The organism is Nocardioides panacihumi, assembly GCF_039530925.1.
Lineage (GTDB): Bacteria > Actinomycetota > Actinomycetes > Propionibacteriales > Nocardioidaceae > Nocardioides > Nocardioides panacihumi.
Genome location: NZ_BAAAPB010000004.1, coordinates 360,684 through 385,740, shown reverse-complemented (window position 1 = coordinate 385,740; position 25,057 = coordinate 360,684). Strand labels below are relative to the sequence as shown.

27 protein-coding genes are annotated in these 25,057 nt (G+C 71.1%); 12 read left to right on the top strand and 15 right to left on the bottom strand.

The features are described from left to right. Positions 1-15 precede the first annotated feature (15 nt). From ABD205_RS17905 to ABD205_RS17890, 4 genes are read right to left on the bottom strand one after another with little or no spacing between them, the layout of a single operon-like run. Entirely contained in the window at positions 16-1,827 is a 1,812-nt protein-coding gene (locus tag ABD205_RS17905) for a VanW family protein (RefSeq protein ID WP_344047160.1), read from the bottom strand. Between the two features lie 11 nt (positions 1,828-1,838). Next, positions 1,839-2,207, bottom strand: a complete 369-nt coding sequence (locus ABD205_RS17900; RefSeq protein WP_344047158.1) for a hypothetical protein — start codon at positions 2,205-2,207, stop codon at positions 1,839-1,841. Then, positions 2,204-3,124 (bottom strand): N-acetyl-1-D-myo-inositol-2-amino-2-deoxy-alpha-D-glucopyranoside deacetylase, encoded by a 921-nt coding sequence (gene mshB / locus ABD205_RS17895; RefSeq protein ID WP_344047156.1) that lies wholly within the window; start codon positions 3,122-3,124, stop codon positions 2,204-2,206. The genes ABD205_RS17900 and mshB overlap by 4 nt, the downstream gene beginning before the upstream one ends. A 9-nt stretch (positions 3,125-3,133) precedes the next feature. Beyond that, a complete protein-coding gene (locus tag ABD205_RS17890; protein WP_344047154.1) occupies positions 3,134-3,829 on the bottom strand; it encodes a (deoxy)nucleoside triphosphate pyrophosphohydrolase in 696 nt (231 codons plus the stop codon). A gap of 34 nt (positions 3,830-3,863) precedes the next feature. On the opposite strand from ABD205_RS17890, the gene ABD205_RS17885 reads away from it, so the two are divergent. Then, positions 3,864-4,856, top strand: coding sequence for a hypothetical protein (locus ABD205_RS17885; RefSeq protein WP_344047152.1), 993 nt, complete (start codon positions 3,864-3,866; stop codon positions 4,854-4,856). Positions 4,857-4,874: 18 nt separating this feature from the next. Here the strand turns inward: ABD205_RS17885 and ABD205_RS17880 are convergent, their stop codons facing one another. Beyond that, positions 4,875-5,732, bottom strand: coding sequence for a thioesterase family protein (locus ABD205_RS17880; RefSeq protein ID WP_344047150.1), 858 nt, complete (start codon positions 5,730-5,732; stop codon positions 4,875-4,877). A gap of 43 nt (positions 5,733-5,775) precedes the next feature. Between ABD205_RS17880 and ABD205_RS17875 the strand changes: the two genes are divergently transcribed. From ABD205_RS17875 to ABD205_RS17865, 3 genes are all read left to right on the top strand, one after another. Further along, positions 5,776-6,147: a YidH family protein gene (locus ABD205_RS17875; protein WP_344047148.1), complete on the top strand. Its 372-nt coding sequence runs from the start codon at positions 5,776-5,778 to the stop codon at positions 6,145-6,147. A gap of 35 nt (positions 6,148-6,182) precedes the next feature. Next, complete coding sequence (locus ABD205_RS17870; protein WP_344047146.1) at positions 6,183-7,685, top strand: AtzH-like domain-containing protein; 1,503 nt, start codon at positions 6,183-6,185, stop codon at positions 7,683-7,685. A 115-nt stretch (positions 7,686-7,800) separates the two neighbouring features. Further along, positions 7,801-9,750, top strand: coding sequence for a S53 family peptidase (locus tag ABD205_RS17865; RefSeq protein WP_344047144.1), 1,950 nt, complete (start codon positions 7,801-7,803; stop codon positions 9,748-9,750). A 59-nt stretch (positions 9,751-9,809) separates the two neighbouring features. Here ABD205_RS17865 and ABD205_RS17860 read toward each other — a convergent pair whose 3' ends face one another. After that, entirely contained in the window at positions 9,810-10,373 is a 564-nt protein-coding gene (locus tag ABD205_RS17860) for a TetR/AcrR family transcriptional regulator (RefSeq protein ID WP_344047143.1), read from the bottom strand. A gap of 82 nt (positions 10,374-10,455) precedes the next feature. Here ABD205_RS17860 and ABD205_RS17855 point away from each other — a divergent pair, with 82 nt between their 5' ends. Together ABD205_RS17855 and ABD205_RS17850 are read left to right on the top strand one after the other, a co-directional pair. Beyond that, positions 10,456-10,785, top strand: a complete 330-nt coding sequence (locus ABD205_RS17855) for a DMT family transporter (RefSeq protein ID WP_344047141.1) — start codon at positions 10,456-10,458, stop codon at positions 10,783-10,785. Between the two features lie 133 nt (positions 10,786-10,918). Continuing rightward, on the top strand, positions 10,919-11,926 hold the full coding sequence (locus tag ABD205_RS17850) for a lysylphosphatidylglycerol synthase domain-containing protein (protein WP_344047140.1): 1,008 nt from the start codon (positions 10,919-10,921) through the stop codon (positions 11,924-11,926). Positions 11,927-11,960: 34 nt separating this feature from the next. On the opposite strand, the gene ABD205_RS17845 is transcribed toward ABD205_RS17850, so the two are convergent. Next, entirely contained in the window at positions 11,961-13,625 is a 1,665-nt protein-coding gene (locus ABD205_RS17845; RefSeq protein WP_344047139.1) for an FAD-binding dehydrogenase, read from the bottom strand. A gap of 262 nt (positions 13,626-13,887) precedes the next feature. On the opposite strand from ABD205_RS17845, the gene ABD205_RS17840 reads away from it, so the two are divergent. The 3 genes from ABD205_RS17840 (at position 13,888) to ABD205_RS17830 (ending at position 17,266) form a co-directional block, all read left to right on the top strand. Further along, positions 13,888-14,721, top strand: a complete 834-nt coding sequence (locus tag ABD205_RS17840) for a hypothetical protein (RefSeq protein WP_344047137.1) — start codon at positions 13,888-13,890, stop codon at positions 14,719-14,721. Further along, the gene (locus tag ABD205_RS17835) at positions 14,718-15,089 is read left to right on the top strand and encodes a GntR family transcriptional regulator (RefSeq protein WP_344047135.1); all 372 of its coding nucleotides are present in this window, start codon (positions 14,718-14,720) and stop codon (positions 15,087-15,089) included. Before ABD205_RS17840 ends, ABD205_RS17835 begins: the two co-directional genes overlap by 4 nt. A 143-nt stretch (positions 15,090-15,232) precedes the next feature. After that, complete coding sequence (locus tag ABD205_RS17830) at positions 15,233-17,266, top strand: serine hydrolase domain-containing protein (RefSeq protein WP_344047133.1); 2,034 nt, start codon at positions 15,233-15,235, stop codon at positions 17,264-17,266. Between the two features lie 5 nt (positions 17,267-17,271). On the opposite strand, the gene ABD205_RS17825 is transcribed toward ABD205_RS17830, so the two are convergent. The 3 genes from ABD205_RS17825 to ABD205_RS17815 all read right to left on the bottom strand — a co-directional run bounded on the left by ABD205_RS17825 (position 17,272) and on the right by ABD205_RS17815 (position 19,782). Continuing rightward, entirely contained in the window at positions 17,272-18,558 is a 1,287-nt protein-coding gene (locus ABD205_RS17825) for an HNH endonuclease signature motif containing protein (protein WP_344047131.1), read from the bottom strand. 141 nt (positions 18,559-18,699) lie between these two features. Then, positions 18,700-19,194: a GNAT family N-acetyltransferase gene (locus tag ABD205_RS17820; RefSeq protein WP_344047129.1), complete on the bottom strand. Its 495-nt coding sequence runs from the start codon at positions 19,192-19,194 to the stop codon at positions 18,700-18,702. Between the two features lie 9 nt (positions 19,195-19,203). Beyond that, positions 19,204-19,782, bottom strand: coding sequence for a TetR/AcrR family transcriptional regulator (locus ABD205_RS17815; RefSeq protein WP_344047127.1), 579 nt, complete (start codon positions 19,780-19,782; stop codon positions 19,204-19,206). A gap of 84 nt (positions 19,783-19,866) precedes the next feature. Here ABD205_RS17815 and ABD205_RS17810 point away from each other — a divergent pair, with 84 nt between their 5' ends. Further along, positions 19,867-20,301 (top strand): acyl-CoA thioesterase, encoded by a 435-nt coding sequence (locus tag ABD205_RS17810; RefSeq protein ID WP_344047125.1) that lies wholly within the window; start codon positions 19,867-19,869, stop codon positions 20,299-20,301. Here ABD205_RS17810 and ABD205_RS17805 read toward each other — a convergent pair. Continuing rightward, on the bottom strand, positions 20,288-20,716 hold the full coding sequence (locus ABD205_RS17805) for a truncated hemoglobin (protein WP_344047123.1): 429 nt from the start codon (positions 20,714-20,716) through the stop codon (positions 20,288-20,290). The two genes, ABD205_RS17810 and ABD205_RS17805, sit on opposite strands and share 14 nt — an antisense overlap. 58 nt (positions 20,717-20,774) lie before the next feature. Between ABD205_RS17805 and ABD205_RS17800 the strand changes: the two genes are divergently transcribed. After that, on the top strand, positions 20,775-21,254 hold the full coding sequence (locus ABD205_RS17800; protein WP_344047121.1) for a DinB family protein: 480 nt from the start codon (positions 20,775-20,777) through the stop codon (positions 21,252-21,254). Positions 21,255-21,268: 14 nt separating this feature from the next. Here ABD205_RS17800 and rnhA read toward each other — a convergent pair whose 3' ends face one another. The 3 genes from rnhA to ABD205_RS17785 are packed head-to-tail and all read right to left on the bottom strand — an operon-like array spanning position 21,269 to position 22,424. Continuing rightward, positions 21,269-21,748 (bottom strand): ribonuclease HI, encoded by a 480-nt coding sequence (gene rnhA / locus ABD205_RS17795; RefSeq protein ID WP_344047119.1) that lies wholly within the window; start codon positions 21,746-21,748, stop codon positions 21,269-21,271. A gap of 14 nt (positions 21,749-21,762) precedes the next feature. Next, positions 21,763-22,035 (bottom strand): hypothetical protein, encoded by a 273-nt coding sequence (locus ABD205_RS17790; RefSeq protein ID WP_344047117.1) that lies wholly within the window; start codon positions 22,033-22,035, stop codon positions 21,763-21,765. A 20-nt stretch (positions 22,036-22,055) separates the two neighbouring features. Continuing rightward, a complete protein-coding gene (locus ABD205_RS17785) occupies positions 22,056-22,424 on the bottom strand; it encodes a hypothetical protein (RefSeq protein ID WP_344047115.1) in 369 nt (122 codons plus the stop codon). Between the two features lie 590 nt (positions 22,425-23,014). Here ABD205_RS17785 and ABD205_RS17780 point away from each other — a divergent pair. After that, positions 23,015-23,317 carry a hypothetical protein gene (locus ABD205_RS17780; protein ID WP_344047113.1) on the top strand — a complete coding sequence of 101 codons (303 nt, stop codon included), beginning with the start codon at positions 23,015-23,017 and terminating at the stop codon, positions 23,315-23,317. 190 nt (positions 23,318-23,507) lie between these two features. Here the strand turns inward: ABD205_RS17780 and ABD205_RS17775 are convergent, their stop codons facing one another. Continuing rightward, a complete protein-coding gene (locus ABD205_RS17775) occupies positions 23,508-24,629 on the bottom strand; it encodes a PP2C family protein-serine/threonine phosphatase (protein WP_344047111.1) in 1,122 nt (373 codons plus the stop codon). Positions 24,630-25,057: the final 428 nt, after the last annotated feature.

Here is a 25,057-nt window from a genome sequence, read left to right as displayed (position 1 = left end):
GGTAGGCCGAGCGGCTCAGCCCTGCTTCGGCGCCTTGCAGGTCACCTCGTCCTGCGGGATGTAGTGGGTGTGGAACTTCTCGGTCTTCGCCACGGCGCTCGACCCCGGCGTGTGGAAGTAGCGCCACACGTCGATGTCGAAGCCCGGCGCGCCCACGGTCGCCTCGCAGTTGGTCTTGTGGATGACGCGCTTCGTGAACGGCTTCTGGTTGTAGCGGCTGCCGGTCTTGGTGGTGATGTCCCACGTCTTCGTCGACCACATCGACACCGTGACGGAGCCCTGGGAGGACGGCGTCGCGGGCTTGAAGTTGGTGTGGATCAGGACGCCGTAGGGGGTGTCGTCCTTGAACTTCAGGTCGACCGATCCCCAGGCGACGGTGGCCTCGCGGCCGACGGGGTAGCGCGAGATGTAGAGCGAGTGCGCCTTGTGCTCGACGTCCTGCAGGCCCGCGAAGAACATCGCGTTGAAGGTCGTCGTCGCCATCTGTGAGACGCCGCCGCCGAGATCGGAGAAGAACACGCCGTTCTGGATCGTCCAGCCCTCGGTGAAGCCGTTCTCGCGGGTCCGCTCCCCCACCGTGTCGTTCAGCGAGAACGTGTCGCCCGGCTTGAGGATCGTCCCGTTCACGAGATGGGCGGCACGGCCGATGTTGGTGTTGCGGTAGGCGGCGTAGGGGAAGTACGTCGTGAAGGTGGACACCTTCTCGGTGATCTTCCACGACTGCGCCTGCGCGGTGGAGATGGCCGGGTTCGCGACCGTGGCGCTGACGGCCTGCTGGCGCTGGCCCTCGGGCTTGGTGACGAGTCCGAGGAACGCGGCGGCGACCTGCTTCGGGTCGAAGCTGACACCGGGCTTGGCCGGGATGACCCGCGGCTTGCCGCCGACCAGCTTGACGGTCGCGTCGACCGGGGCGTCCGACCGCTGGGCGATGCCGGCCCGGACCAGGGCGTCCAGGGCCTTGTCGTCGAGCGTGGGCTGCAGCGTGCCGTCCTGGGGCGTCAGCTTGATCGCGGGGCCGAACTGGGTCGGCCGCAGCACGACCGGCGACTTGCCGAAGATCAGCGTCACGGGGCCCGACATCGCCGGGTTGGCGAACGTGTCGACCGCCTGCTGCACGTCGGCGTCGTCGATCGCCGGCTGCACGTCGCCGAGGGCGAGGTCGAGGGTGCGCGACGCGCCGCTCACCGTGGAGACCAGGCCCTGCCGCAGTGCGTCGGCGTCGAGCTCGGCGCCGACGACCGCGGCCGAGGTCTTCACGCCATCCCTGCCGAGGGTGACCGCGCCGTCCTTGGCCGGCGTGCCCAGCTCACGGTCGAGCGTGGCCTTCGCCTTCGTGAATGCCGCTTCGTCGACCTCCACGACGGGATCGACCTTGCCGCCGCCCGTGTAGTGGTCCCACAGGTCACGCGGGTCCCAGCTGCGGGCGGCGCCGGCCTCGGCGACGGTCGCCGCATAGTCGATGCTCACCCCGGCGTCAGCAGGCTTGATCCGAGCGCTGCTGCCTCCGGCGGTCACGGTGATCGGTCGCGCGACCCGGCCGGCCAGCCGGGCGCGCAGCCGTCGCTCCGCGGCGTTCGGGGTGAGGTTGCCGATCCCGACGCCGGCGACGCTGGTGCCGTTCGGCAGCTTGTCGCCGGCCATCGCGTACGCCGTGGCCCAGCCGCCGCCGACCAGGAGCGCCAGCACCAGGACGACCGCCAGGACCACGCCGAACCCGGCCCGCTCACGCTTCACCTTGCCGGTCGCACCGGTCGTTGCCGCGCCCGTGCGCACGGCAGGGCGCTCAGCGGTGTCGTCCGGCCGGGGCCGTTGGTCCTGGGTGCTCACGGACGCAGAGCCTATGCGGTCGGCCCAGCCGCGGCGCCCATCGTCGGCCGAGTCCGTCCGCGTGGCGGGACGGTCGCGACGGCGAGCGCGAGCACGAGCAGGGCCAGTCCGAGGAAGGTGTAGCCGTGCGCGTCGGACGCCACGACGAAGTCGCCCTCGGGTCGGGCGAGCAGGAAGTACGCCGTCGCGGCGATCCAGCCCCCGGCGTACGCGATGCGGAGGAGGCCGCGGGGCGTCGCCAGCTCGGCCGCGATGGTCGCGGCCGCACCCAGCGCCAGCGCCCACCATCGGCCGTGCGTCCACACGGCCGACAGTCCGACGAGGGCCCCGAACAGCAGGAGTGCCCCGGCGCAGAGCGCTGTCGCGGCCGGTCCTCTCACAGGCCGGCGAAGAGGTCGGTCTCGAGGCCGTCGTCGCCGACGGGTCCGCGCTCACCCTTGGCGATCCGGAAGAACTCCACGCCCCACACCTGGCTGCCCACGTTGTTGGAGAGCGCGAAGAACGGTCCGTCGGTGGTGATCTGGGTGGCGTGGGCGCGCATCGCGCCGAGCTTCCGCTCGACGTGGTCGTTGCCGTCGACCACCGCGGAGAGGTCGCTGTCGGGCGTCGTCATCGGGAGCGGCCCGTCAGGGTCCATGCCCTCGAACGCCGTCTTGTCACCGGACTCGCGCAGCCGCCTCAGGCCTTCGCGCATCCGGCTCTCCGACAGCGCGGTCCAGTAGACCTTGGCGATGTCCCACGGCTCGCCCAGGCCCCCGTCCTCGATCGATGCGGCGCGGTAGGACGGCACGGCGGCCAGCGCCGCGGCGTACGTCGCCACACGGTGGGCCTGGATGTGGTCGGGGTGGCCGTAGTTGCCGAACTGGTCGTAGGTCACGAGCACCTGGGGGCGGACCTCGCGGATGATCTGGACGAGGTGGTCCGCGGCCTCGGTGAGGTCGGCGCGCCAGAAGGCGTTGTCGTGGATCGTGTCAGCGGGGATGGCGTAGCCGTCCTCGTGCCACTGCATGCCGGAGTCGCGGTAGGTGCCGAATCCGCCGAGGTAGCGGTGGTCGGTCACGCCGAGCGTGGCCATCGCCGCGTCGAGCTCGCCCCGCCGATGCTCGCCGAGCCTGTCGTCGCGGTGGGCGGCCAGATGCTCGAGGTCGGGGACGAGGACCTCGCCCATCTCGCCGGCAGTGCACGTGACCAGGGTGACGCCGCGTCCCTCGGCCACGTACTTGGCCATCGTGGCGCCGGTGCCGATCGTCTCGTCGTCGGGGTGGGCATGGACCAGGAGGAGTCGCTCTTCAGGCACCCGGCCAGCCTACTGAGGGGGTCGCTTGATCCGCTTCGGAGCCGCCGGCAGGTCCAGCGGCGCGTACGTCGCCCCCAGGGCCGGGTCCGTGTCGACGACGTCCAGCCAGCCGTCGCGCTCGTCGACGAGCTGCTCGAGGATCAGGTCCGGGGCGTCGCTCACGACCGCCCACGGGTGGTCCTCGTCGTCGTCCTCGCCCTGGTAGCGCTCACGCACGATCTCGGCGTCCCAACCGTCGGCGAGCAGCCGGCCGGCGACGGCGACCGCGTCGCCCTCCTCGAAGAAGATGCCGCGCGAGCGCTTGCCCCGTTCGGTGAGCAAGGAGTCGAGCTCGGGCAGGAACGGCCGGTCCGTGTCGAGCCAGGCGACGTCGTCGAGCTCGTCGACACCGAGCCACCGCAGGACGTCATGGGTCGGGTCGTGCTCGACCGGCGAAGGCTCCCCCTCGACCAGGCGGGCCGTCGCCACGCGCAGCACGAGGCTGTCGCTGACCGGGACCGCCGGGGTCAGCCAGCCGGTGACCTCCACCGTGCAGCCGAGCTCCTCGGCGATCTCGCGGACGACCGCGGCGTCGGGCGACTCCCCCGCCTCGACCTTCCCGCCCGGGAACTCCCAGCCGCCGGCCGTCGCGGGTGGCCTGGTCCGACGGGCGGCGAGCACGCGGCCGGCGCGGAGCACGGCTGCGCCGACGACGAGCTGATCCATGACGGGTGAGGGTAGTCGGGGCAGGATCGGGTTCGTGAGCCTGCAGCTGACCCGCACCGCCGAGAACGCGGCCGAGATCGAGGCGCTGGGGAGCGCCCTGGCGTCGTACGGCGGCGGGCGCGTCGGCCTGGCGCCACTGCTCGCCGACCTGCCGCAGCGCCTGCGCCGCTCGGTCGCACCCGGTCGCGCGGTCGCCCGCACCCTGACCTGGGAGCGTGCGGACGCCGACGACCCGACGTGGTTCCCGCAGGGCGTCACGAACTCCTACCGCACCGAGGTGACCCGCGAGGTCCTGATGGTGTCGTGGTACTCCAAGACCGGCCTCGGCGCCCGCATCTCGGTCCTCGACCTGGTGACGCATCGCTACCGCCACGTGCTGCTGGTCGCGCCGAGCGCCTCCGGGGACGTGACACCGGTGCGGGTGCACGCGGGCGGGATCGTCTGGCAGGGGCCGTACCTGCACGTCGCGGCGACCGCGCGCGGCGTGCTGACCTTCCGTCTCGACGACCTGCTGCTCGACACGCGCGAGACGCACGGCCACCGCTACCTGCTGCCCGTGCGCTACGCCTACGAGGCCGATGCGCTGGACGGCACCGAGCGGCTGCGCTACTCGTTCCTCTCGCTCGACCGTTCGGGCCCCGAGCCGGCGCTGGTGGTCGGCGAGTACGGCTCGGCCAGCCAGAGCCGGCGACTGGCCCGCTTCGGCCTCGACGCCGTGACGGGGACGCTCGCCGCCGGGCCCGACGGCATCACGCGGCCGCTGCGCATCGACGAGTCGGGGCAGGCCCGGATGCAGGGAGCCTCCGTGGTCGACGGGCGCTACTTCGTGACCGTCTCGCACGGTCCGTGGGGGCTCGGCTCGGTGATGACCGGGCTCCCGGGCTCCTTCCGGCACCACCGGTGGGCGACCCCGATGGGGCCGGAGGACCTCTGCTACCACGCGTCGACGGACATGTTCTGGTCGGTCAGCGAGCATCCCGGGCGGCGATGGGTCTTCGCGATGGAGCGTTCGTACTTCTCGCCCTAGCCGGACCCGGCTCGGCGGCTACTCCCGCGGGAGGCGCGCCAGCTGTCGGCTCTGCGCGACCAGGCGGCCGGCGGAGTCCCAGACCTCGCAGTCCTCCTCGAACATGCCGCCCGCGACGTTGCGCGTCGCGTGGCGCACCTTCAGCCAGCCCGCTGCCGGCCGCGCGCGGATGTGGGCGGTCAGCTCGAGCGTCGGCGCCCAGCCCGGCCTGCCGAGGTCGAAGGTCACCGGGGGCAGCAGGTCGACCACGGTGAGCAGGCTGATGGGGTCGGGCTCGCGCCCGTCCTTGAGGCGGAACCACGCGCTGATCACGCCGTTGCCCGACGGCTGCCCGACGGCCCAGCCGACGTGCTCGGGGTGGAAGAGCATCTCGAAGCGGTCCATCATCGGCGCGATCCGGCGGACGTCGTCGGGCGCCATCGTGTTGGGCACGCACCGGTCGCGCGGGGGCAGGTCCGGCTCCGCCGCGGTGGTCGCCACGTCGTCGGGCAGGGCACTCAGGTCGCCGTACGTCGCCAGGGCGGTGATCCTCGCCCGGTCCCCCTGCCACAGCTCGGCCGCGACGGTTGCGACGGAACCGCCGTCGCGCTTGATCTCGGTCGTCACCGAGGCCGGCCCGGGGACGCTGGCGCTGAGGTAGTAGGCGCTGATCGAGAGCGGGTCGGGCTTGTCCGGGACCGTCGCACGGATCGCGTTGCCGAGCGTCGCGAGGAGGTAGCCGCCGTTGACGCCGCCGCCGACGATCCAACCGCCGTCGAGCTCGGCCGCGAACGTCGCCCGCCCGGCGTCACGCCCAGGGTCACCGGCGCGGTCACCGGCGGGGTCACCGGGTGCCGGAGTGACGGCGATATGAGCGTCGTACTCATTGGTAACCATGGTTCGCAACCTATCGGTCACCCGCATCGGCCATGCTGCGGGTATGCACCACGAACGGGCCCCGCGTCGACCGCACCGCGTCTACGACGTCGGACAGGAGCCCGACCCACGGTTCAGCCTGGCCAACGAGAGGACGTTCCTCGCCTGGGTGAGGACCTCGCTCGCGGTCATCGCGGGCGCCGTCGCCCTCCACTCCCTGAAGCTGCCCGAAACGGTCTGGGTGCGGCAGGTGCTGGTGGTCGCGCTGCTCGCGATCGCCTGTCTCGTCGCCATGACCGCGGCGACCCGCTGGGCCCGCACGGAGCGCGCGATGCGGCTGCAGGAGCCGTTGCCCGGCTTCGGATCCGTCTGGGTGTTCTCCGGCGGGATCGTGGTCGTCGCCGTGCTGCTGGCGGTGGCGTTCGCGTTGCTGTGATCCCGCGTTCCGCCCACGTTCCGTAGGGTCGGGCCATGACCGCGCGGAACCCGCAGCCACCGGCCGGCCTCGTCGAGGCGTTCCGCGCGTTCGAGCAGGCCCAGGCGGCCGGTGACAGCAGCGCCGTCGCGGCGCTGTTCGCTCCGGGCAGCACGACCCTGCGAGGTGACGCGAACGGGCTTTCGGTCGGCTACGAGGCGATCGCCCGGGACACCGGCGCAGGGGCGCAGCGGCGCCTCGTCCAGACGCACGTCCAGACCATCGACGAGGACCACGCGCTGGTCGTCGCGGTCACCGAGCTCGCCGCCGGCGGCCGCGGCCAGCAGACGCAGCTGTGGGCTCGCCTGGACGAGGGTTGGCGGATCACCGCCGCGCACGTCTCGGCCCCGTCGCCCCCGCTGGACGGCAGCATCTGGCGCATCGTCGGCGACCCGCTGGTCCCCTGCACCGACCCGGACGGCACGCTCGCCGGGGAGACCGTCGCGGTCAAGGACGTCTTCGCGGTCGCCGGGCAGCGCATCGGTGCCGGCCATCCCGAGTGGCTGCAGCACGCGCCCGTCGAGACGCAGCACGCGGCCGTCGTACGTCTCCTGCTCGACGCGGGGGCCGAGATCCGCGGGATCGCGAGGACCGTCGAGCTCGCCTACGGCCTCGGCGGAGCCAACCCGCACCACGGCACCCCGCCGAACCCGCGCGCACCGCACCGACTCCCCGGCGGCTCGACGAGCGGCCCGGCGAGCGCCGTCAGCCTCGGTCACGCGAGCATCGGCCTCGGCACGGACACGGCCGGCTCGATCCGTGTGCCGGCGGCGTACCAAGGCCTGTACGGCATCCGCACGACGCACGGCGTCGTGCCGACGGACGGGCTGCTCCCGCTCGCCCCGGCGTACGACGCCGTCGGCTGGCTCGCCCGCTCCGCGTTCCTCCTGCGCGCGGTCGGCGACGTGCTCCTCCCCGATCAGGCCTCCGGTGCCCACGAGACCCTGGTCGTCGTGCCGGCGCTCCTGGACCTGGCCACGCCCGACGTCGCGGCGGCGATCCGCGCCTGGCTCCCCCGCCTCACCCGCGAGGAGCACTGGCCGCTCGACGCGCTCGACGAGTGGGTCACGGCGTTCCGCACCCACCAGGGCGCTCAGGCCTGGGAGACCCACGGCGAGTGGCTCGCACCGCGGCTGGACACCCTGGGCGCGGAGGTGCGCGGCCGTTTCGAGGAGGCCTCGCGGATCGGCTCGGATCAGGCTGCCGAGGCCGCCCGGACCGCGGCCGCCGCCGGGCGGAGCGTCCGCGAGCTCGTCGGCGACAGGATCCTCGTCCTTCCCAGCGCGTCGTCCGTCGCGCCGCCGGCGGGCGCGGACCCGGCCGACCTCGAGGCCGCACGCCAGGCGACGCTGCGGATCACGTGCCTGGCGAGCCTCGGTGGCCTGCCGGCGGTGAGCATCCCGCTGCGCACCGCCGAGGGCCTGCCGACCGGCGTCTGCCTGGTCGCGGCGCAGGGGCGCGATCGGGATCTGCTCGACCTGGCGACACGCCTCGCCTGAGGGCCGTGTCGGAGGCGCTTGGCAAAATCTGCCTCTGGACGCCATGCATAGGGAGGCTTAGTTTCCTTCCAGCCGACCGATCGGACGGCGACACCCCAGGATCTCGGGAGGATCCGTGAACCGACTCGTACGACCGGCCCTGGCCACCGCCGCGGCCGCCGCACTCACCGCCGCCGCTCTCGCCGGCACGGGCCCAGCCGATGCCGCCAGTGGCCGCACCACCCTCGCCGGCAGCGTGCCGTCCTGGGCCGACGCAGCCCACAAGGCCGGCACCGTCCCTGGCTCCACCGCCGTCGACTTCCGTGTGTACCTGGGGCTGCGGGGCGGCGACGCCGCTCAGCAGCTGGCGCTCTCGGTCTCCACGCCGGGCAGCGCGAACTACGGCAAGTTCCTGACGCCAGCGCAGTTCCGCGCGCAGTTCGCGCCGTCCACCGCCGACGTGAACGCCGTCAAGAAGTGGCTCGCCGGCCAGGGCTTCAAGGTCACCGGGGTGCCGGCGAACCAGAAGTACGTCGAGGCCACCGGCACCGCCGCCCAGGCGGCGAGCGCGTTCTCGACGTCCTTCGCCGAGTACTCCGTCGCCGGCAAGCAGGTGCGCAGCAACACCAGTGCACTGTCCGTCCCGAGCGGACTGCCGGCCGTCGAGGCCGTCGTGGGTCTCGACGAGTCGCAGACCCTGGCCGTCAGCGACAAGGTGACGCCCGGCCCGGCGGTCTACCACAACGCACAGCCGTGCTCGGCGTACTGGGGCGAGAAGACCCCTCAGAACACGCCGACGCCCGACGGGACGGTCCTCCCGCCCAACGCCCCGCCGTTCGCGCCGTGCGGCTACGCGGGTGCCCAGCTGCAGAACGTGTACGGCATGTCCGGCGCCATCGCCTCGGGCAACGACGGCACCGGCGTCACCGTCGCCGTCATCGACGCCTATGCCTCACCCACCATCGCCTCCGACGTCGAGACCTACTCGGCGCGCCACGGGCTGCCCTCGATCAAGGGACACTTCAGCCAGGTCGTCCCTCCGGGCGTCTACAACAAGCCGGAGTCCAAGAAGCAGGATCCGCAGGGCTGGGCCGGCGAGGAGAGCCTGGACATCGAGGCCGTCCACACGATGGCTCCGGGCGCCGACATCGTCTACTACGGGGCGCCGAACAACTTCCAGGACCTCGACGCGGTCCTCAACAAGGTCGTCGACGACCACGCCGCCGACATCGTGACCAACTCCTACGGGTGGAGCTCCGAGGCGCTTCCGACCGGCTTCATCAAGCCGTACCTGGACATCCAGGCCCAGGCCGCGGCCGAGGGCATGTCGCTGCTCTACTCCAGCGGCGACGACGGTGATGAGACCGGCGGCGTCGCCGGTGCCACCCCGACCCCCGACTGGCCGGCCACGAGCCCGCTCGTCACCGCGGTCGGCGGCACCGCGCTCGGCATCGGCGCCGACGGTCACCGTGTCTTCGAGCTCGGCTGGGAGTCGGGCACGTCGACGCTCACGAACGGCACGTTCCCGACTCCGACGTACCTCTACGGCTCGGGCGGCGGCACCAGCCGGCTCTTCGCACAGCCGTCGTACCAGGCCGGCGTCGTCCCGTCGACGATCTCGCAGACGTACGGCGGCAGCCCGATGCGCGCCGTGCCCGACGTGAGCGCCCTGGGCGACCCGAACACGGGCCTGCTCGTCGGGGAGACCCAGACCATGCCCGACGGCTCGCAGGCCTACGACGAGTACCGCATCGGCGGCACCAGCCTCTCCTCGCCGCTCTACGCCGGCATGCTGGCGCTCGCGGTGCAGCGGGCCGGGCACTCGTTCGGCCTGGCGAACCCGACGCTGTACGCGGCACGTTCGACCTCGGTCGACATCACCAAGGCCGCCCGGGCGACGTACCCGGGCACGGTGCGGGTCAACTTCAACAACGGCTTCGACGCGGCCGACGGCTACTCGTACATCGAGCGGACCTTCGACCAGGACGAGCCGCTGACCATCCACGTGCGTGACGGCTACGACAACGTCACGGGCGTGGGCTCGCCGAACGGCCAGGCCTGGCTGCAGGCGGTCGCCGGCAAGTAGCACCACCGCGCCTCACGCACGGCGCCCATCGGGACTCGTTCCCGGTGGGCGCCGTCGTGTCAGGCGCGGCCGTGTCGGGCATCCAGTGCCTCCGCGGCCGCCGCCAGGTCGTCGACGCCGCGGGCGAGCTCCTCGGGCCGGTCGGTCGCCAGGTCGAGCTGGAAGCCGAAGAGGCTGGAGTCGATCAGCGTGACGATGCGCTCGACCCTGTCCTCGGCCGCGCCGCAGCGGACCAGGTAGGCCTGGAGCGCGCGGATCCAGCGCTTGTTGGACTCGCGGACGGCCGAGCGGTACGGCTCCTGCCCGATCAGCCCGGTCGCCGCCGCCTGGACGTAGATGTCGAGGCAGCCGTGCAACGGATCGCTCTGGTAGGCCTCCCAGAGCCGGTTGACGCCCGCTCGCACGCCGTCCGCGGCCGGCAGCGCGTCGATGCCTGCGACGGCACGCTCCTCGGCGCGGGTCACGACGGCCGTCACGAGGTCGTCGCGGCTGCCGAAGTGGTAGAGCAGCATCCGGTCGCTCGTGCCCACGGCAGCGGCCACGGGGCGCAGGGTGAGGCCGATCAGGCCGTGCTCGAGGACGTGGTCGGTGACCAGGTCGAGCAGCTCGTCGCGACGGGACACGTCGTCATTGTGCACCGTCGCGTAGCGAGTGCTACATTGACAGATGTAGCGACTGCTACACCTGTCACGTCCGGAGACCACCATGTACGCCGCCCTGCTCCTGCTCAGCGCGATCGGGATCGAGGTCGCAGCGACCGCCTCGCTGCCCCGCACCCGTGGGTTCCACGACCCCACGTGGTCGCTGGCGGTGGTGGCCGGTTACGCCCTGTCCATCTGGCTGCTCTCGCTGGTCGTCAAGACGTTGCCCGTGTCGATCGCCTATGCCATCTGGTCGGGAGTGGGCACGGCGGCCGTCGCCCTCATCGGCTACCTGTGGCTGGGCGAGTCGATGAGCTGGCTCAAGGCCTTCTGCCTCGGCCTCATCGTGGTCGGCGTGGTCGGGCTGAACCTCGCCGGCAGCGCCCAGGCCTGAGCCCCTTCACCCGGTTCGGGTGACGTCCGCGACCGGCGGCACTGCCACGCTGCCCTGGCAGGGGGATCCGACGGAGTACAGACGGCCCGCGTCGACCGAGCGGCGCGGGCCGGCCGACCGCCGAGGAGCTGCGATGCGCGGACGGCGTTGGCTCGGGCGGCTGGTGCTGCTCGTCGTGGCGCTGGTGATCGCGGCGGTCGTCATCGATCGGGTCGGCCGCATCGACTGGGACGCGGTCTGGGACGCGCTGCGGCACCTGAGCTGGTGGCAGCCGCTGGTCCTCCTGGTCGTCGTGCTGATCCGTCAGGTCCTGAACGCGATCCCGCTCCACTTCTACATCGAGGGCCTGTCGGTCCGCCGCGCGACGATGAACGACCTGGGCGCGATCCTCATGGCGATGATCGCGCCGCCGCCGGCCGACTACGCGATGCGCGTGACGATGTTCGCCTCCTGGGGGATCCCGGCCGCGCGCGGACTGGCGGGCGCGTCGATGAACACCATGACGTTCTACATCGCACGGTTCTCGACGCCGCTGGCAGGTTTCGCACTCGTGATCGCGGTCGGCGGGGACTGGTCGTACCGCTGGGCCGACCTGATCAGCGTCGCGATCGCCGCGGCGATCGCCGTGGGCCTGATGCTGGTGCTCCACAGCGACTCCCTGGCCCACACCGTCGGGCTGAGGAGCGGGCGTCTGGTCCACCGCTTCCGGCACAGCGTGGACCCGGAGTCGTGGGCGCGGTCGTGCACCGACTTCCGCGGCCACATCGCAGCACGGTTCCGGTACGGCTTCCCACGCTCCCTCGCCGGCGTCGTCGGCATGCTGATCGCCGACCTGACGATCCTCGTCCTGTGCCTGCGCTTCGTGGGGGTCTCGGCGTCGGAGGTCGACCTGGCCGAGATCGCGATCGCCTACCTGTTCGCCTACCCGCTCACGTTCTTCCCGTTCTCCGGGATCGGCATCGTCGACTCGCTCATCGTGGCGGGGCTCGTCGAGGCCGGCGGCACCGCGATCGAGGCACCGGCGGTGGCGGCCCTGATGGTGTGGCGGATCTTCACCGTGGGCGTGCCGGTCCTGCTGGGCCTGGGCGCGGTCGCGCTCTGGCGGCGTACGACGACCCGCGAGAGCGCCGCGACGACCTGACCGTCCCGCGTCGAGCTCAGAGCGCTGGCCGAGCTCAGAGCGCGGCGGCCGCCGCGCGTCCCGCGGCCCGCCCGCTGAAGAGGCAGCCTCCGAGGAAGGTCCCCTCGAGAGCGTTGTAGCCCATCATCCCGCCACCTCCGAACCCGCTGACCTCACCTGCAGCGTAGAGACCCGGCAGAGGGACGCCGGCGCTCGTGAGGCAGCGCCCGGACAGGTCGGTCTCGAGGCCGCCGAGCGTCTTGCGCGACAGGATGTGCAGCTTCACCGCGACCAGCGGTCCGTGGCCGGGGTCCAGGATGCGGTGCGGCTTGGCGACGCGGGAGAGCTTGTCGCCGCGGTAGTGGCGGGCGGCGTAGACCGCGGTGAGCTGGGCGTCCTTGGTGTAGGGGTTCGCTATCTCGCGGTCGCGTCGCTCGATGATCTCGCGCAGCCCGGCCTCGTCGATCTGCGGGCCCGTGGGCTCGACGTCGGCGAGCCGGTTCATGCCGGCGACCAGCTCGGCCAGCGTGTCGGCGACCACGAAGTCCTCGCCGTGCTCCATGAACGCGTGCACCGGACCGGGGCCCTTGCGCGCGCGGTCGATGACTCCACGGACCGACTTGCCGGTCATGTCGGGGTTCTGCTCCGACCCCGACAGCGCGAACTCCTTGTCGATGATCGACTTCGTCAGCACGAACCATGAGTAGTCGTAGCCGGTGGCGCGCAGGTGCTTGAGGGTGCCGAGGGTGTCGAAGCCGGGGAAGTACGGCGCCGGCAGCCGGCGCCCGGCCGCGTCCAGCCACAGCGAGCTCGGACCCGGCAGGATCCGGATGCCGTGGTTGGCCCAGATCGGGTCCCAGTTGCGGATGCCCTCGACGTAGTGCCACATCCGGTCGTCGTTGATGATCCGCGCCCCGGCATCGCGGGTGATCCGGATCATCCGGCCATCGACGTGGGCGGGCACACCGCTGACCATCGACGCCGGCGGCTCGCCGAGGCGCGCCGGCCAGGCCTTGCGCACGAGGTCGTGGTCGCCACCGATGCCGCCGCTCGTGACGATCACCGCCTGCGCACGCAACTCGAAGTCGCCGGTCTCGACGCGGGAGGATGCCTGGCCGCGCTCGATCGCGCTCGGCTCGAGCACCTTGCCCCGTACGCCGACCACCGCGCCCTGCTCGACGACGACCTCGTCCACCCGGTGCCGGAACGCGAACCGGACCCGACCGGTCGCGACATGCTCACGCACCCGCCGCTCGAACGGCTCGACGATGCCCGGGCCGGTGCCCCACGTGAGGTGGAACCGGGGGACGGAGTTGCCGTGGCCGTCCGCGCGGCCGTCGCCGCGCTCGGCCCAGCCGACGATCGGGAACACGCGGTGGCCCATCTCGCGCAGCCAGGCACGCTTCTCACCGGCGGCGAAGTCGACGTACGCCTCGGCCCAGCGGCGGGGCCAGAGGTCCTCGTCGCGGTCGAACTGCGCACTCCCCATCCAGTCCTGCAGGGCCAGCTCGTGGGAGTCCTTGATGCCCATCCGGCGCTGCTCGGGGCTGTTGACGAAGAAGAGGCCGCCCAGGCTCCAGAAGGCCTGCCCGCCGAGGCTCTGCTCGGGCTCCTGGTCGACGAGCAGCACCTGCTTCCCGGCGTCGGCCGCCTCCGCGGCCGCGACGAGACCTGCCAGTCCGTGCCCGACGACGATGATGTCAGCCCGCTCTGCAGTCATGGCCGGAGCGTACCGGCGAGTAGGGCCGCCGGGAACGGGGTCAGCGCGATCGACCTGGCCCCGACTCATGTGGTGCTTGTTGAGCACCATGCGGCTCCGACAGCTCGCGCCAACAATGGTTACGGCGCCCGTTTGTGCCTAGGTCTTGACACAAACATCATCGCGAACCATTCTGAGCCTTGTCTCAATCGTATGACACAAATAACCCGAGGGTCCGATGTCTCTTGTCGTTCTGCTCGTCCTCGTCGGCGGGCCGCTGGTGTTGGCTGTTCTCGCGATCACAGCACTGTCCTTGACCCGCGAACGAGTCGACACGCGCCGCGAGTGGACGTCGGTTCGGGCCACCTGGCTTGCCGCCCTCGTCATCGGCGGCATCGCGGCATGGCTGATCCAGGACGGCCTCGACCTGGGCCGGGGCACGATGTTGGTCCCCACCGTTCTGGGCTTGTTCGTCGTCGCCGGCGTCGGACTCGGGGAGACCGTCGTGCGACCGCCGCGGCCGACCGGCCCCAGGAGCGCATCGTTGGCTCCGCGACGTGTGGCCGACTACGTGCCACAGGCACTCGCCACCGCGGTCGCCGCGATGACCGCGCTGCATCTTGCGACACTGGCGCTGACGACGGCCACTGCTTCCACCGATGACGTGGGACGCGCCGGACGACGTGTTGCAGCCCAGTGCGGCGACATCGGCAGCGCCGCGTCTCCTTATCCGGGCAGCTTCTACTCGGTCCCACTGATCGCGCTGCTCGGGGTCATCGGCGTGCTCACGGCTGCTGCGTTGATGACGGTCGTTCGTCGGCCACGCGGTTTCGCACCCGACGACATGGGCGACGACGTCCTGCGCCGCCGATCCGCGACCAGGGTGGTGGCTGCGGCGGGAGCGGCTGTGGCTGCCAGCCACGCGGGCGTCGCATTCTTCGCGGGAGCGGCGCTTCACCGGATGGATTGCCAAGACGCCTGGATGGCCCCCGTCGGTTCGGTGCTCCTGGCGAGCGTGCCGGTAGCCCTGCTCCTGCTTGGCTGGTCCATCGGCCGGATCGTCACGCCCGGTGGGCTCGGTCGGGCCTCGCTCACACGGCCTGCGGCGGCAGCGTGACCCTCGTCCTGTCCCTCGACCCCGGGGACCCGACCCCGCCGTACGAGCAACTTCGCCGCCAGCTTGCCGACCTCATCGCGGCGGGTCAGCTGAGGCCGGACGACCGGCTTCCGCCACTGCGCCAGCTCGCCGGCGACCTGGGCGTGGCCGTCGGCACGGTTGCGCGCACCTATCGCGAGCTCGAGCAAGAAGGATTGCTCACCTCGCGTCGTGGCGGCGGCACCCGTGTTGCTTCGGGCGGACGAGTGCCCACCAGGGACCGCCGGCAACTGCTCGGCGGCATGGTGGCGGAGCTGGTGACCCGTGCCCGGGGTTTGGGCTTCACCGATGAGGAGATCGTCGTGGCCCTGGATCGCCAACTCCGCTGAAAGGCGCGACCTCGCGCCCGGCAAGACTGCGACGAACAGCGCGGAAGGACTGATCGCCCTGCCGCCGGGGCAGGGACGGCTGGCCCGTGCGGACGGGGCTTTGGCCTCTACGGACCTTGACTCCGCCCGTTGAGACTGAAGGCATGGCGGTCTCCGGAACGTCGTGCCTGCGCTATCGCCGCCTCGGGGTGATCGCGTTCGCCCTCGCACTCGCCGCGCCACTCCTTCCGGTCGGTGCGGCATCGGCTGCCGCGCCGGCGGCCGCGTCGGGGGATGACGTGGTGGCGACCATGATCGCGACGTACCGCCAGCGGATCCCCGAGCTGATGGCCGAGCAGCACGTTCCGGGCCTGGCCATCGCGGTCGTCGACCGCCACCGGGTGTTGTGGACCGAGGGCTTCGGCAACCGGGACGACCACGGCGACCCGGTCACGCCAGACACGATCTTCAGCGTGCAGTCCATGTCGAAGCTGTTCACCGCCACGGCAGTGATGCAGGCGGTCCAGGCTGGCCGACTGGATCTCGATGAGCCGATCACGACGTACCTGCCCGACTTCACCGTGCACTCGGCCTTCGAGGCGCATCCCGAGCGCAGGATCACGCTCCGGATGCTGCTGAGCCACACCGCCGGCCTCACCCATGAGGCACCGGTCGGCAACAGCAACGAGCTGGACCCCGGGACCTTCGACGAGCACGTCCGCAGCATCTCCGACACCTGGCTCCGCTTCCCGGTCGGCTCCGGGTTCGCCTACTCGAACCTCGGGATCGACCTCGCCGGCTACATCCTCGAGCGCGTCGAGGGCAAGCCGTTCGCAGACCTGATGCACGACTCCCTGCTCGGCCCGCTGGGCATGGACCGCAGCACGTTCGACCGGGCAGCGATCCGGGCCGACGACAACCGTGCCGTCCCGCACGTCAAGTACTACGCGGATCCGCCTATCTACGAGCCGGCGACCGCCGCCGGCGGCCTCTACTCGAGTGCTGACGACCTGGCCCGCTTCCTGCGCTTCCAGCTCGGTGAGGGCACCCTCGACGGCCGTGCCGTCCTGGGCCAGGACTCGATGAGGGAGATGCGTACCATCCCTGCGCCGTTCGCCGGCGAGCAGGCGGGCTACGCGCTCGGCGTGTCCCGTACCCGCTGGAACCTGTGGGCCCAGCGGCCGGCACTCTTCAACCACGCCGGCGGGGGAACCGGCTTCATGTCCGACCTGTGGTGGGCGCCCCAGCTGGGGCTCGGGGTGGGCATGCTGACCAACTCCGACGACCACGAGCTGCAGGTGAACCTGCCGCTGTCGATCCTCGACGACCTGGTGGCGGAGCCGGGCGTCTACCACGACCGGTTGGCCGCGCTCCCGTCGCGCCCGCCGGTCACCGAGCCGCAGTGGCTACGGTTGCCGGCGGACATGGCCGACCTCGTGGGCGGCGCCGCGATGCCGCCGACGGCGGACCAGGCCGCCCGGTGGGCCGGCTACAGCGGTGCCTACCGGGCACCGGACTGGAACGTGCTCAACCCCTTCGAGCCACCGGAGAGGTTCCTCCTCGACAACGGGATCCCATTCTTCGAGACCCAGGAGGTCGACGAGACCGACTCACCCGTGCGGCACCGCCTGGTGGAGGTCTCGAGGGGCGTCTTCCTCGCCGACAACGGGGAGACGCTCGACCTCAGCGGCAGCGATCCGCGATGGCGGGGGTTCCGACTCGTCGGTGTCGCGGATGGCCCGGCGGCGTGGCAGTGGGTCGTTCTCGGGATCGCGACCCTGGCGTCCGTGGCGTGGCTGGTTGCCGCGGCGATCAGGTCGGGACGTCGGCGCGCGCGGCGCCCGTCGTACCAGCGCTCCTCGGGGCCGCGCGGTTGGCGCCGGGTCGCCGCGACCGCGGCCGTCCTGACCGCCGTGCTCGTTCTCGGGAACGCGGCGCTGATCATGTGGGCGCCCGGCCTGGTCGATTCCGGGTTCCTCGGCTGGCTCGAACTCCCACTGGCCGCGCGCCTGCTGCTGCACCTACCGCTTGCCCTGGCCGTGCTGGCGGGTTGCACGGCAGCGCTCACCGCCGCAGGCTGGGTGCGGCACTGGTGGCCGAGCGCGGCCCTGGTCTCGTACATTGCGTTGAGCGCCGCCGCCGTGGCCGTGACCTCCCAGCTGGTCGCCTGGCAGCTGGTCGGGTGGGGGCTCACCTGACCGGCTCAGCACCTTCGGTGGATCTGGATGCGGCCGGGTCGGAGTCGGATCACTTGGTGGTCGGGGTGGTCGGCGAAGGTGTGGTGGCGGGGGCAGATGAGCACCCCGTCTGCCGTGTTCGTGGGGCCGCCCTCGTGCCACGGGATGAGGTGGTGGGCGTCCGCCCCGACCGCTGAGCGGGTGCAGGTGTGGACGGCGCAGGTGCCACCCTGGGTGACCGCCATGGCGAGCCGTTGCTTCGGCCGGTGGAAGCGAACTTGGCGGCCCAGGTCCAGCACCTCGCTGCTGGAGCCCAGAACCGCGGGGATCACACCGGCCTGGGCCGCCAGCCTGCGGGCAAGTCCGGGGCTGATCGCGTGCCGGGTGTCCAGCTGCGCGGCCTGCGGGCCGCCGAGCAGGGTGCCGAGCTCCATGGTGACCACGACGGTCGGATCACTGCCGCCGAGCTCGGGCAGCTTCTTGGTCGGGATCCGGTCGATCAGCTCGAGGAACGCGCGCCCGCGGCGCTCCTCAGCCGAGACCTGCACCCCGGTCTCCGGGTCGACCGACTCGATGGGGTCGGGCCGGCCGGGGTTGGTCAGGCTTTCGAGCATCCGTTGCAGCTTCACGCCCTGCAGCAGCGGGATCCGGAAGGTGCCCTCACTGGTCGCGGTCCCTTCGTCGTGCCGCAGCTGCAGGAAGCACTGGCGGGCAGCCTCGGCCTCGGCTCTCGCCAGCTGCTCGGCAAGCCGCTGATCGGCGCCATCGGGGTCGATCACCTCGTGCAGGTGCGCCGCCAGACGCCGCAGCGCCTGGGAGTCGTGGGCGTGGGCCTCCCCGGCCAGATAGGCCTCGGCCTCCTCGATCACCGTCGGATCGACGTCGGCCGGCAGCGCGTCCAGCGCCTGCATGATCACCGCAGCGGACGCGACCGGGAACGCCCCCGATCCCAGCGCCCGCCGGGTGACGTCGTGGTGCTCGAGCCGGGAAGCGAGGCGGATCTGCCGCTTGGCCTCGGCAGGGGCGAGCCGGACCCGATCCCGCAGCCACGCCACCAAGCTCACCTCGCCGTCATACGCGGGGAGGCCGGAGCGGTCGGCCTGGGCCACCAGACCCAGCGTCAACGCGGCGAGCCGGCCCTGGGCCGCGTACGCCTCGCACAGGCACTCGGCCAGCTCTTCCGGCGTCAACGCCCATGCGGTGTCCGTCGACACCTCCTCGAACACTTCGTGCAGCCGGCCGAGGAACCGGTGCATCACGTGCCGCCGCGTCGCGGCAGGCCGACGGGGCGGCTCGGCGTCTGCTGCGGTCATGGGCGGCTCCGATCGTGCGGTGATGTCAGATCGTATACACGTTCGAATACTGCGCACAAGCGGAGTCCCGACACCTGTGGAAGAAGGCAGTTCAGGCGGCGATGTTCACGACGACCGGCCTGGTCGCGACCAGCGCGCCCGTCAGCGTGCGCCCGACTCGGCACGCAGGATCGAGTAGAGGTAGCCGTCGCGGTAGGCACCCTCGCGCCACTGCGCGCCGCGAATCACCCCCTCCCGCTGGAAGCCCACCTTCTCCAGGGCGCGCTGCTCGGCGAGATTCTCGACGTCGGTGTGCGCCTCGATGCGGTTGACGGCCGTGTGCAGGAAGAAGAGGTCGACGAGCTGGCGCTGCGCCTCCGTCCCGGCGCCCCTCCCCCGCGCGGCCGAGGTGAGCCAGATGCCGATCATCGGGTTGCGAGACTGCGCGTTCGGGCCCCATCGCTGCCACACCCAGCTCACGTTCCCGAGCAGGGCGCCGCTGTCGTCGACCACGGCCAGCCCGCCGAGGTCCGCGTTCAGCGACGGGTCATGGGCGGCGGATCGCGGAGCCCGCGGGCCGAAGTTCTCGTACGGTGACTCCGCACCGTCGAGCGCGGGCAGGTCAGTCTCGGTCACGGGGCGCAGGCGCACGGGCATGCCGAGAACCTAGTGGCCGGAGATGACGCCCTCGGCCAGCCGTCGCGCGCGATCGAGGCACGAGTCGTCGCCGAGCAGCTGCAGCCGGGTGACGGCGGCCGTCAGGAAGGCGTCGATCCGGAACGCGTCCTCCTCGGGGTCGTCGGCCCCGGCCGTGCGCAGCTCGCCCTCCAGGAGGTCGAGCCACTCGCGTTTGAGGGCACGTACGGCGTCCGCGACCGCGCCGTCGCGATGGCCGAACTCCACCGACGACGTGGTCAGGAAGCACCCGCCCGGGAACGTCTCGGCGCGGACGTAGTCGACCCAGCTGTCCAGGAGGCCGCGCAGGCGCTCCCGCCCCGCAGGCAGACCCCAGGCCGGCCGGATGACGGTCTCGACGTAGATCCGCCGCGCCTCGGCGACGGCCGCGAGCTGGATCGCCTCGCGGTTGGGGAAGACGGTGAGGATCCCGCTCTTGCTCAGGCCTGTGTCGGCGGCGAGCCCGCCGACAGTGATCGCGTCGAGCCCCGAGACGGTCGCGACCATGGCCGCCCGCCGGGCCGCCGTACGCCGGGTCAGGTCGCCGCGTGCGCGTCTGCCGTCGTTCATGGAAACACAGTAGACGACCGATCGGTCGCATACTAGGCTCTGGAAATGTTCACGACCGATCGGACGTATTGCCTAGGAGGAACCATGACAGTGACCACCTTCGACGGAGTGGTCCGTCGACGCCGCGTCTACCTCGACGACCTCGACGGCTTCGGCATGCTGCACCATGCGCGCTACGCGCTCCTCTTCGACCACGCGGTGATCGACTACTGGGCCGAGGCCGGCTGGCGCCTCGATCCCACGACGTCGGTGCAGGTGATCCGCGAGCTCTCGCTCACCTACCACCTGCCGATCACCGCGGTGGGCGACGTCGACGTGCACTTCTGGATCGCGCGGGCGGGGCGGACCAGCGTGACCTACGCCTTCCGGATCGTGTCGACGGACGGCTCGGTCGCGCACGCGGAGGGCACCCGCACCCTGGTCAACCTCGACCCGCTCACCCTGCGGCCGGCCCCACTGACCGAGGAGATGTGGGAGATCGCGACGCCCCTGTTGGGCGAGGGCGTCACCCGTCGCTGACCACGCGGTTCATCGGGAGGTCGTCCGGCACCTGGTCGATGCTGTCGTGGTAGGCCGCCATCGCGGCGGTGGCAGCGCGGAAGTACGCCGAGACCTCCCCCGCGGCAGGCTTCGCGATCCCGACGTCGAGGAGCGCCCGGTCGAACAGAGCCAGGCATGCCTCGTAGAGGTCCGGATGGTCCCCGTTGCCGGCGTGCAGGCGCTGCATGAAGGACTCGTCGCCGTAGCCGGCCGTGTAGAGCGGCGGCCCACCCAGCGCCTCCGCGAGGTAGGCGGCCAGCCGCTCGTCGTGGTGAGGCAGGGTGATGTGCTCGAACGGGTGCCCCGCCAAAGGGTCGGCCGAGCAGAGCTCGTGCCAGCGTCGGCAGAGCGCCAGGATCGCGTCGAACCCTCCGACGCGCTCATAGAGCGTCACGAGCTCATCATGCTCCCCGAGCGGCGGTGCGATCCCAGGGCGCTCTAACGTTTCGCCCATGACTCTGCACCTGGCCGGCGAGCGCGAGCTGCTCGAGGGGATGCTCGACGTCCAGCGCACGGAGATCGCGGGGCTGCTCGACGACCTCGACGACGACGAGGCGCGGCGCCGGCTCGTGCCGTCGCTGACGACCCCCCTCGGCCTGGTCAAGCACGCGACGTTCGTCGAGAAGGTGTGGTTCCACTCCCGGGTCGCCGGCGTGCCGCGGGGCGAGGTCGGCATCCCCGACACGGTCGACGAGAGCTTCGTGCTCGACCCCTCGGACACGGTCGCGTCGGTGCGCGAGGCGTACGCCGCCGCCTGCGAAGGCTCCCGCCGGATCGCCGCGACCCACGGGCTGGACGACGAGTACCCCTGGCACCACGGGCCGGTCTCGCTCCGCTTCATCTACGCGCACATGATCCAGGAGCTGGCCCGGCACGCCGGCCACGGCGACATCCTGGTCGAGCAGATCGTCGCCGGGCGCGGCGACGCCTGACGCGCCGGCACCGGTCAGGCGCTGGGGCCCATCGCCTCGCGCAGGCCGCGGGTCGCCAGCTGGTCGGCGAGCTCGTTGTCGGGCACGCCTGCGTGCCCCTTGACCCAGAACCACTGGACCTCGTGGCGCTCGCACGCCTGCTCGAGCCGCTGCCAGAGGTCGACGTTCTTCACCGGCTGCTTACCGGCCGTCTTCCAGCCGTTGCGCTTCCAGCTCGCCAGCCAGGACGTGATGCCGTTACGGACGTAGGAGCTGTCGGTGTAGAGGTGCACCTGGACGGGCCTGGTCAGGGCCTCGAGCGCTGCGATCGGCGCAGTGAGCTCCATCCGGTTGTTCGTCGTTGCCTCGGCCTCACCGCCGAACATCTCGAGCAGGTGGTCGCCGTACCGCAGCACCGCGCCCCAGCCGCCCGGCCCCGGGTTGGGCTTGCACCCGCCGTCGGTGTGGATGGTGACGAGCCGCTCGTCGAGATCGGCACGCTCAGGACTGGGCATGGCCCGCATGGTAGTCAGAGATCCTCGGTCGGGTCGTCTTCCGACGACCGCCCCCAGCGCCACCGCGGCCGCGGGCCCTTGGCGATCGAGAGCAGGATGACGGCCACCACGGCGAGGGTGACGACGACGAAGTACGCCGCCAGGGCACCCGGGCTCGGGTCCTCGCCGAGTCCGATCGCGGCGACGACCACGACCACCACCAGCCCGACGACGATCGTCCAGCCCTGCCAGGTGACGGGTGTCCAGCCCCAGCCGTACCGCTTGCGCTTGAACCAGTAACCGCTCACGGCCAGACCCTACTGAGGGCTCAGGCCGGCCTGAACCGCAACGCCGACCAGACCGCGTCGATCGCGATCTGGCGCACCGGATGGGCCCCCCGCTCGGCAGCCAGCGCGGCGAGGATGTCGCGGTTGACGTCGGTGCCGAGCTGACGGTTCTTGGGATAGAGGATCCAGGCGAGCCGGTCGTCGCGGGCCGCCTCCAACGCCGGCGCGGCGATCGTGTCCAGGTCCTCGGCACGTACGACGAACGCCACGACCGCATCCGCCGTCGCCGCATCGGCCGGGTCGCTCACGACCAGGCATTCCGACGGGATCTCCAGGTCGACACCGCTCGGGCGGCCGAGCACCACCACCGTCATCGCCGGCCGAATCTGAAGCTTGCGCGCGACGTTCATCTCTGAGCGCTCCTCACGATGCGTGACCGTACGCCAGGTCGCGCGGCAAGAACTGTTGCGATCGCGCGTCATGGCTGAAGCGGGTCGGTGTCTCTCAGATGTAGCCCCAATTTGTTGGGTGTCACGTCTCGAGTGCTCCGACCGAGAGGAACCAGGAGTCGGAGTGACCCTAGGGTCACCCCGGGCTTCACAACGGACTCAGACGTTGAAGCGGAACGACTCCGCCGGTTATTGGACGGCGACGGTCGTCGTCGAGAAGCGCCCATAAGTACCATTTGACCTGCAGAAACAGTGCTTTGGTGTTTTTGGCTACCGACGGACGAAAACGGTCCCCGCAGAACTTGTTGCGGACTATTTGCGGACTGATGAGCCGGGCGCGACCGGCACCTCCCGGAGTTCGGTCCCCTACCGCGCTCCGGCATGCGCCGCACCCTCACGGCCCTCGCGGATCCACATCGGCTTGCCGATCTCGGACGCCCAGTTCGCCGCGCGCCGATGCACTCCCAAGTTACCGGATGTCTGCCGACGAGCGGGAATGGCATCAGCAGTGGAAGGGCACGAACAGGGCGCCGCAAATGAGGGAGCGCAGAATGCATCGCGCGCCGCGACGTCCGCGGCGCCGGATCTCGCTACTCGCACTCCTGCTCGGAGTGGCCACCCTGCTGGTGGTGGGGTCGCCGCAGGTGAGCGAGGCCGCAGCGACGGTGCCCTTCACGCCGAAGTTCTCGGCGAACGCCAGCGGCGCGATGATCACGATCCCCCGGCGTCGACTTCCTCGGCGGCTGCGGTCCGGGTCGCGATCGGTGAGGCGGCCGGGAGTGACGAGCGGTGACGTCGTCGCCGGCGGCGAGGTCGCTGTCGGCCCGAAGGCGAACCGAGTAGGACCTGCCTAGTCGCCGAGGGCCGGGTCATTGCGACATGCAACCGGGGTGGGAGCGCGCCGGAGTCGTCCGTCCGGCCTCGACCGGAGGAGAAGCCAAGTCATCTTCATTCACGGGCACTCTGGGTCGAGGATGTCCTCACGCGCCGTGTCCCTCGAGTGGCAGGGATGACACGGCTTCCTTCGACACCGAGATGTGCAGCTCACCGAGGTGGCGCAGCTGTGGCGTTGCTAACCGAGTATGCGGTGTGCTCTTCGATTGGTGGCTGTTCCAGTAGGACGACGGCGAGGTCATCGCGCATCGCGCCGTCCGGGATGTGGGAACGCACCCGGAGGAGCAAGTCATCGAGCGCCGTCTCCAGGGTTCCGGTCTGGAGATGGGGCGCTAGGTCGAGTAGCGGCAGGAACTGTCGTGCCGTGTCGCGAGCTTCGCTGAGTCCGTCGGTGTAAAGCAGCAGCCGGTCACCGGGCTGCCACGTGAACGTGGCCGTCTCCGGACGGGGACTTTCCGTGAATAGTCGGCTCAGGCCGAGCGGCATCGAGGGCGGTGATTCGAGGAAGGTAGCGCTCTTGTCCAGCCGAACGAGCAGAGGGGGCGGGTGGCCGCAGCTGACGATGGTGATCGTCTCCCGGTCGGTCAGATCGATCAGCAGCGCAGTCACGAACTCGCCCTCGCGTAAGAACTGGTTCATGTAGGCGTCCATCTCGGCAGCGACCTCGGTCAAGGGCTGATCGGCCGCAGCAGCTTGCCGGAAGGCCCGGATGGTGCGGGCGGCCTCTTCGACCGCTGGCAGGCCGCTGCCGCGGACGTCGCCGACGATGAATCGGGTGTGTCTCGGAGTGTGGGAGTAGTCGTAGAGGTCGCCGCCAACGACGGCGTCCTGGGCCGCCGAGACGTAGCGGGTCGCGGTCACGAGCGTGTCGACGGAGGTGGGGATCGTCGGCAGGATGACGCGCTGCGCGGTTTCTGCGATCGCGACAATGCGCTGTGTGTGCTGTTCGCGACGCATCCGGACGTCAGAGATCCAGACGGCAACCAAGCTGATCAGGACAACGTCGACGAGCCGGACCCACTGCTGCCCGGTGCTCCATGTCTCGTTCCACACGCCCGACACCACTAGGAGAGCAACGGCCGCCGCGCCGAACGCGGCGGTGGCGCGCGGCCTCAGCACCGAGCAAGCGATGAGTGGCGAGACCGCGAACAGAGGGTCGGGGACGACGTTGGCCGGCAGGAGGACGTCGACGACAGTCAAAAGAGCCAGCCACAGAACGGCTAGAACCGTGACGGTGCGCGCCGCAGGATCTCGCGTCCTGCTTGTAATCATCTTCTACCCGTCAATCTCGAGCGAGGCTGCGGCTGATCCTAGGCGTCCCGCGTGGGAGATCGGTTCGCTCAAGCCATGTCGCCGGACTTCAGCGCTCTGCCCGAGCGGAAGACCGTTTGGCAGTGTCCTACGCCCTGTCGACGGTGTCGAACACTCAGACGTCTAACGTGGCCAGGAGGTCCCCCTCCCTCGCCGAGACTTCATCACTGCCCCGGCATCGACTGGCTCTCCAGCGCAGGACACATCGCGCGCAGTACGGACGTCTCGCTCGAGCAGATGAGATGTCTTTTCCGTTGGTTCTCAGCAGGGGTGGAGCCGCCCGGCAACGTGGATCTTTCGCCCAGGCTGGTCCATCTCCAACTGAAAACGCACGCGCGAGGGCGGTTGCGCTGGCCGTTCCATTCACAGACCGCCGCAGCGTCGTGCAG

Bases quoted from the DNA above. Each gene is read 5' to 3' on its own strand.
- ABD205_RS17890 (WP_344047154.1), bottom strand. From the start codon at position 3,829: ATGGATCAGCTCGTCGTCGGCGCAGCCGTGCTCCGCGCCGGCCGCGTG.
- ABD205_RS17880 (WP_344047150.1), bottom strand. From the start codon at position 5,732: ATGGTTACCAATGAGTACGACGCTCATATCGCCGTCACTCCGGCACCC.
- ABD205_RS17875 (WP_344047148.1), top strand. From the start codon at position 5,776: ATGCACCACGAACGGGCCCCGCGTCGACCGCACCGCGTCTACGACGTC.
- ABD205_RS17870 (WP_344047146.1), top strand. From the start codon at position 6,183: ATGACCGCGCGGAACCCGCAGCCACCGGCCGGCCTCGTCGAGGCGTTC.
- ABD205_RS17855 (WP_344047141.1), top strand. From the start codon at position 10,456: ATGTACGCCGCCCTGCTCCTGCTCAGCGCGATCGGGATCGAGGTCGCA.
- ABD205_RS17850 (WP_344047140.1), top strand. From the start codon at position 10,919: ATGCGCGGACGGCGTTGGCTCGGGCGGCTGGTGCTGCTCGTCGTGGCG.
- ABD205_RS17845 (WP_344047139.1), bottom strand. From the start codon at position 13,625: ATGACTGCAGAGCGGGCTGACATCATCGTCGTCGGGCACGGACTGGCA.
- ABD205_RS17830 (WP_344047133.1), top strand. From the start codon at position 15,233: ATGGCGGTCTCCGGAACGTCGTGCCTGCGCTATCGCCGCCTCGGGGTG.
- ABD205_RS17825 (WP_344047131.1), bottom strand. From the start codon at position 18,558: ATGACCGCAGCAGACGCCGAGCCGCCCCGTCGGCCTGCCGCGACGCGG.
- ABD205_RS17820 (WP_344047129.1), bottom strand. From the start codon at position 19,194: ATGCCCGTGCGCCTGCGCCCCGTGACCGAGACTGACCTGCCCGCGCTC.
- ABD205_RS17815 (WP_344047127.1), bottom strand. From the start codon at position 19,782: ATGAACGACGGCAGACGCGCACGCGGCGACCTGACCCGGCGTACGGCG.
- ABD205_RS17810 (WP_344047125.1), top strand. From the start codon at position 19,867: ATGACAGTGACCACCTTCGACGGAGTGGTCCGTCGACGCCGCGTCTAC.
- ABD205_RS17800 (WP_344047121.1), top strand. From the start codon at position 20,775: ATGACTCTGCACCTGGCCGGCGAGCGCGAGCTGCTCGAGGGGATGCTC.
- rnhA (WP_344047119.1), bottom strand. From the start codon at position 21,748: ATGCCCAGTCCTGAGCGTGCCGATCTCGACGAGCGGCTCGTCACCATC.
- ABD205_RS17785 (WP_344047115.1), bottom strand. From the start codon at position 22,424: ATGAACGTCGCGCGCAAGCTTCAGATTCGGCCGGCGATGACGGTGGTG.
- ABD205_RS17780 (WP_344047113.1), top strand. From the start codon at position 23,015: ATGCATCGCGCGCCGCGACGTCCGCGGCGCCGGATCTCGCTACTCGCA.
- ABD205_RS17775 (WP_344047111.1), bottom strand. From the start codon at position 24,629: ATGATTACAAGCAGGACGCGAGATCCTGCGGCGCGCACCGTCACGGTT.